We start from the raw sequence: 5,537 nt of genomic DNA, 5'->3' as shown, positions 1-5,537 counted from the left end.
CTCGGGGTGGGCAGCCAAGCCGAGGTAGTTGTTGGAGCACATGTTGAGGACCTTCTTGCCGTCGACGACGACCCACGGGCCCTGTGCGCTCTCGAGCTTTCTTATGGTCACGTAGAGACCCTTCTCCTTAAGCTCCTGAAGTTCTTCCCTAATCCAGTCAAGCTTCCCCATGAGAACCACCGGTGTTTTTTGGACACCGAGGTATAAAAGTTTTGCACTGAACCCTTTAGTGCAGCCTAATTATTGCCGTTAAGGTGGTTAAGAGAGCGAGCGCCGCACTTCCGCCGATTTCCAGCCTGTAATCGTGCCTCCTCTCAGGGTATCTTTCGATTAGTTTGATTTCAATTCTAAAATCTCTCGGTCCAGCAACGGTAATTGACAACCCCCAGCCCCTCCTCGACAGCGGATAAACGACCGGCACGACGCCGGTGAAGAAGTCGAGGAACAAATGACTCCCCCAGCCGAGGGCGAAGAGTAGGAAAGGACCGCCGAGGTGCAGACCGAGGAGAAGGGCCGGGAGAAAGGGCAGAAGGGAGTGAAGATAGGAGCGGTGCTCTTCAGCGAGGACGTCGAGGTCGGGAAAGACCGCCCCAATGATGAGCGCCGCGAGTCCAGTTAGCGTCGGCTCACCGGAGAGAGCAAGGTAAATCAGGCCGGGAATCGAGGCGTGTTCGAGCGGGTCCATGGCAAAGCCCTTAAACTCTTGGCTCTCATAAAGGTTTAGGTGGAAACGCATGAGTGAGGAGGTTCGGGAAGTTAAGGTTCTCGAAAAGCCGTGGGTTGAAAAGTACAGGCCCCAGAGGCTCGATGAAATAGTCGGTCAGGAGCACATAGTCAAACGCTTGAAGCACTACGTGAAAACCGGCTCCATGCCCCACCTGCTCTTTGCCGGACCGCCGGGCGTCGGCAAGACCACGGCCGCCCTGTGTCTCGCGAGGGAGCTGTTCGGTGAAAACTGGAGGCACAACTTCCTCGAGCTTAACGCGAGCGATGAGCGCGGAATAAACGTCATCCGCGAGAAGGTTAAGGAGTTCGCAAGAACGAAGCCCATCGGCGGGGCGAGCTTCAAGATAATCTTCCTTGATGAAGCCGACGCTTTAACGCAGGACGCCCAGCAGGCTTTGAGGAGAACGATGGAGATGTTCTCCAACAACGTTCGCTTCATCCTCAGCTGCAACTACTCCTCCAAGATAATCGAACCCATCCAGAGCAGATGTGCAATCTTCCGCTTCAGACCGCTCAGCGACGAGGACATAGCGAAGCGCATAAAATACATCGCCGAGCAGGAGGGACTTGAGCTTACCGAGGAAGGTCTGCAGGCGATTCTCTACGTTGCGGAAGGCGATTTGAGGAGGGCAATCAACGTCCTTCAGGCGGCGGCCGCTCTCGACAAGAAGATAACCGATGAAAACGTCTTTCTCGTCGCGAGCAGGGCAAGACCGGAAGATGTGCGCGAGATGATGACCCTGGCTTTGGAGGGCAACTTTCTGAAGGCGAGGGACAAACTGAGGGACATCCTCCTCAAACAGGGTCTCAGCGGTGAGGACGTGCTGATTCAGATGCACAGGGAGGTCTTCAACCTGCCCATTCCCGAAACCAAGAAGGTCGCTCTGGCGGACAAGATAGGCGAGTACAATTTCAGACTCGTTGAAGGGGCCAACGAGATGATACAGCTCGAGGCTCTGCTCGCTCAGTTCACGATTATGGGCAAGTGATTGCCATGACCGTGCCGTGGGTTGAAAAATACCGCCCGAGGAAGCTGAGCGAGATAGTGAACCAAGAGAAGGCTCTCGAACAGGTCAGGGCCTGGATAGAGGCCTGGCTTCACGGTAATCCACCGAAGAAGAAAGCCCTGCTCCTCGCCGGGCCGCCGGGCGTTGGAAAGACAACGACGGTTTACGCTCTGGCGAACGAATACGGCTTCGAGGTCATCGAGCTGAACGCGAGCGACGAGAGAACCTACGAGAAGATAGAGCGCTACGTTCAGGCCGCTTATACGATGGACATCCTCGGAAAGAGACGGAAGCTCATATTCCTCGATGAAGCGGACAACATAGAGCCGAGCGGTGCCCGCGAGATAGCGAAGCTCATCGATAAGGCCAAGAACCCGATAGTGCTGAGCGCTAACCACTACTGGGAGGTTCCGAAGGAGATAAGGGACAGAGCCCAGATTGTTGAGTACCGGCGCCTAACGCAGAGGGACGTTATCAAAGCCCTCGTCAGGATTCTAAAGCGCGAGGGAAAGACCGTCCCCAAAGAGATACTATACGAGATAGCCAAGCGCTCAAACGGTGATTTAAGGGCCGCGATAAACGACCTCCAGACGGTTGTCACAGGAGGCGTCGAGGACGCGAAGGAGGTTCTGGCCTACCGCGACGTTGAGAAGAGCGTCTTTCAGGCTTTAGCTCAGATTTTCGCGACCGACAACGCCAAAAGAGCGAAGATGGCAACGCTCGGTGTGGACATGTTCCCGGACGAGCTCCTCCTCTGGATTGACGAGAACGTTCCCTACGTCTACTACAGGCCAGAGGACATAGCAAGGGCCTACGAAGCCCTCAGCAGGGCCGACATATATCTTGGCAGGGCGCAGAGGACGGGCAACTACTCGCTCTGGAAGTACGCCACCGATATGATGACGGCCGGAGTTGCAGTTGCGGGCGTCAAGAAGAAGGGCTTCGTCAAGATATACCCGCCGAAGACGATTAAAATCCTCACGGAGAGCAAGGAGGAGCGCTCCCTGAGGGACTCAATCCTCAGGAAGATAATGAAGGGGATGCACATGGCCCGGCTGGAAGCCCTGGAGACGATGAGATACCTCCGCGTCATCTTCGAGAAGAACCCCGATTTGGCCGCTCACTTCACGGTTTTCCTCGACCTGAGCGAAAAGGAGGTCGAGTTTCTCGCCGGGGATTCGGAGAAGGCCAAAACCATCTGGGGCAAGGCCATGAACATCGAGAAGAAGCTCAAGGAGCGGGGCAGGCTGGAGACGAGCGTCCGTGAGGGTCTCAGGAAGGCGAAGGAGAAGGAAGAAGAGGAGACGATGTTGGAAGGGACCGAAGAAACAGGGGAGACAGAGGAAGTTCCCGAAGAAGAACCCGAGGACGGGGAGGAACTCAGCGAGGAAGAGCTTGAAGAGGCCGAGAGGGAGATAGAAGCGGTCGGTAAGAAGGAGAAGAAGTCCGAAAAGAAGAAGGGCAAGCAGGCGACGCTGTTCGACTTCCTGAAGAAGTGATGGTTGCTTTTTGTATTCTTTGCGATACAAATCTTTGCCATTTTTATATTTTCTGCAGGATATAAGGTTGAACTCCAGAGAGAAACGGTGAAGTTTTTGCTGGAGTTTTAGCGGTTATACTCTCCGACGCTCACAACCCCACTCAAGAAGACCGAGAGATTAACATCGCGCCCCTTCAAGGGTTTCCCATGTGCAGTAAGACTCTGTTATCCACGGCATCCATCAAGATGCCAATTATTATGAAAACCACAACTAACACAAGCGCCCCATACAGCCGGAGTTTTGAGGCGTTTCCAGATTTGCATGCATCGTAAGTTCTAAGCATCCAGAGCGCTCCAAGCACTGCAAAGGAGACCGGTATCAGATGGTGTTTCACAAAGTATTCCTGTGCATAGAAGAACAGAGCGAGAAAAAGGGCCGTTGTTCCGGCTATGAGGGCGTTCCAAACCTTGGGTTTCATTTAAAGGCACCCCCAACTTTTGTTTGGACTAAAACTCAAAATCGTTTTGATGAACTCAACTTAGATGTACGTCCGCGCAGACCTTAAACACGTGCGGCTTGAAGTCGCTCACCTTCTTCACCCTCACGGAGCACTCCCTTCCGAGCTTTTGGCATTCCTCGATTATCCTCCTCCTGAAGGCTTCAACCTCGTTTTCGTGAACGAAGTCGTAGTAGTGAAGCCGGCGCTCGGCCTTTGAGAGCGTTAAAGCCAACGCGTCAACGCCCCTCGGCGTCGGGCTTATGACCCTGTCGTATCTCGGAAGCTCGGGCAGGACCTTGAAGGCGTCGCCGTGAATGAACTCTATCTCGCCCTTCAGCCTCTTCCTGTTGCGCTCTACGTTCTCCAGCCCGAGTTCGTAGGCGTCTCTGTTCAGCTCGACGGCCGTTATCTTAACCTTTCTGTACCTCGCTATCACGAGAGCGTAGGGCAGAACGCCGGCGAAGGGAATCAAAATCCTTTCGCCGTCTTTCACCAGCTGGGCCAGCCGATAGCGTTCTCCCTTCATCCTCGGGTTGAAGAAGACCCTGCTTAAATCAACCTTAATCTCGACGCCGTTCTCCCTGTGGACAGTTTCGAGCCTCCTCTCGCCCCAGATTATTGAGTAGTCCCTGATTCGGAAGGCTCCCTCGTGGAAGCCCTTCCTCGCTATCACCTTGAGGAACGGGTGGACCTTCCTCAACGCAAAAACGATGTCCTCAACGCGGTGCTCCAGCTCGGGCGGAATCTGAATAACGGCGATGTCGCCTATAACGTCGTAACGCCTGAGGTACTTCAGCTCCTCCTCGCTCAGCCTCTCTGCCAAAACGCTCTCGAGGTTCTTGTATATCTGTCTCTCGGGCCGAAGCGGAAGCTCAACGGGCAGAACCTCGTAGCCGAGGGAGTAAATTCTCCCGTCCTCGATGACGGGTAAGAGAACGAAATCATTTTCTCTCTTTGGCCGCCTCTTCCCCTCGTAGAGGCCGAGCTTCTTCAGCTTTCTCTTCACCGGCTCCGCTTCCCTCTTCGGAACCCTCAGCGCCGGCATGTCCCTTCCTCCCCTTCACAACGACGCCGAAAAGCGTCGGCCCTATTATCCTCTCCAGCAACTCGCTCACCCGCACCTCCTCAAACTCCCTTTTCAATATTGCCATGTACTCCGGCCTGAGGGTTTTATCGTTGGCGAGAACGAGCACGTGACCGCCGTATATCATGGCCGTGTCCCTTATGGAAAACAGGAACTTTGCCACGGCCCTGAAGTCGGAGTAGAACAGCATGTACTCTATTCCCTCAATGTACACCACTCCATCCTCGCTGGTTCTGAGGAACTCCACGATTCTTTCCGCCAGCACGTGGAGGTTGCTCGGACTGATTGCCTGGGGATGTTCAACCCTCGTGAGCCAGACGTACTCCTCGGGGCTCAGTCCGGTGCTCCTCCGCCACTGGTCGGGATGCTCCCTGGCTATTATCATCAGGGGTGTGCCGAGGTAGGACTTCAGGGCCTTGAGAAGCGTCAAAGCGTCTCTTCTTGAACCCACTATGCCCGCCACTGGAAGGGGACAGAGGGGAACCGGCTTCCTCCTTGCCCTGTGCCTGACCTCGACCTTCTCCAGCAAACCAAGGGCCGAGTTGGAGAGCAGAAGGTAGCTGGCGGTAACAGAAACGGCCTCAAGAACCCAGAAGCTCGGCCCGTAGAGAACCATCAGGAATATGGCAAGTCCCCCTATTATTCCAAACAGAAAGAAGGACACTATAAGGGTAGCCGCAAGCCTCTTTATCGGCCTTGTGTGCCTCTGATACTCGCGGTACGATTTCATCATGCCGTAT

The 5,537-nt window shown here is 54.7% G+C and carries 6 protein-coding genes and 1 pseudogene; 2 read left to right on the top strand and 5 right to left on the bottom strand.

What is annotated here, in order from left to right; genetic code table 11:
- Both MVK46_RS09860 and MVK46_RS09855 read right to left on the bottom strand, forming a co-directional pair.
- Positions 1–171, bottom strand: a pseudogene (locus MVK46_RS09860) (8-amino-7-oxononanoate synthase); the annotation flags it as partial.
- Between the two features lie 55 nt (positions 172–226).
- A complete protein-coding gene (locus tag MVK46_RS09855) occupies positions 227–685 on the bottom strand; it encodes a metal-dependent hydrolase (protein ID WP_297536503.1) in 459 nt (152 codons plus the stop codon).
- A 49-nt stretch (positions 686–734) separates the two neighbouring features.
- Here MVK46_RS09855 and MVK46_RS09850 point away from each other — a divergent pair, with 49 nt between their 5' ends.
- Positions 735–1,715 (top strand): replication factor C small subunit, encoded by a 981-nt coding sequence (locus MVK46_RS09850; RefSeq protein WP_367182651.1) that lies wholly within the window; start codon positions 735–737, stop codon positions 1,713–1,715.
- A 5-nt stretch (positions 1,716–1,720) separates the two neighbouring features.
- Positions 1,721–3,232 carry a replication factor C large subunit gene (locus MVK46_RS09845; RefSeq protein WP_297536502.1) on the top strand — a complete coding sequence of 504 codons (1,512 nt, stop codon included), beginning with the start codon at positions 1,721–1,723 and terminating at the stop codon, positions 3,230–3,232.
- 175 nt (positions 3,233–3,407) lie between these two features.
- Here MVK46_RS09845 and MVK46_RS09840 read toward each other — a convergent pair whose 3' ends face one another.
- The 3 genes from MVK46_RS09840 to MVK46_RS09830 all read right to left on the bottom strand — a co-directional run.
- Positions 3,408–3,692: a hypothetical protein gene (locus tag MVK46_RS09840; protein ID WP_297536501.1), complete on the bottom strand. Its 285-nt coding sequence runs from the start codon at positions 3,690–3,692 to the stop codon at positions 3,408–3,410.
- Between the two features lie 55 nt (positions 3,693–3,747).
- Entirely contained in the window at positions 3,748–4,758 is a 1,011-nt protein-coding gene (locus MVK46_RS09835) for a class I SAM-dependent methyltransferase family protein (RefSeq protein ID WP_297536500.1), read from the bottom strand.
- On the bottom strand, positions 4,655–5,537 hold an 883-nt coding region (locus tag MVK46_RS09830), incomplete at its 5' end, for a DUF835 domain-containing protein (RefSeq protein ID WP_297536499.1). The genes MVK46_RS09830 and MVK46_RS09835, both read right to left, overlap by 104 nt.

It is taken from the genome of Thermococcus sp., from assembly GCF_027066465.1.
Lineage (GTDB): Archaea > Methanobacteriota_B > Thermococci > Thermococcales > Thermococcaceae > Thermococcus.
Note: the sequence above shows the minus strand (reverse complement) of the source record. Positions and strands in the feature narration are given on the sequence as shown.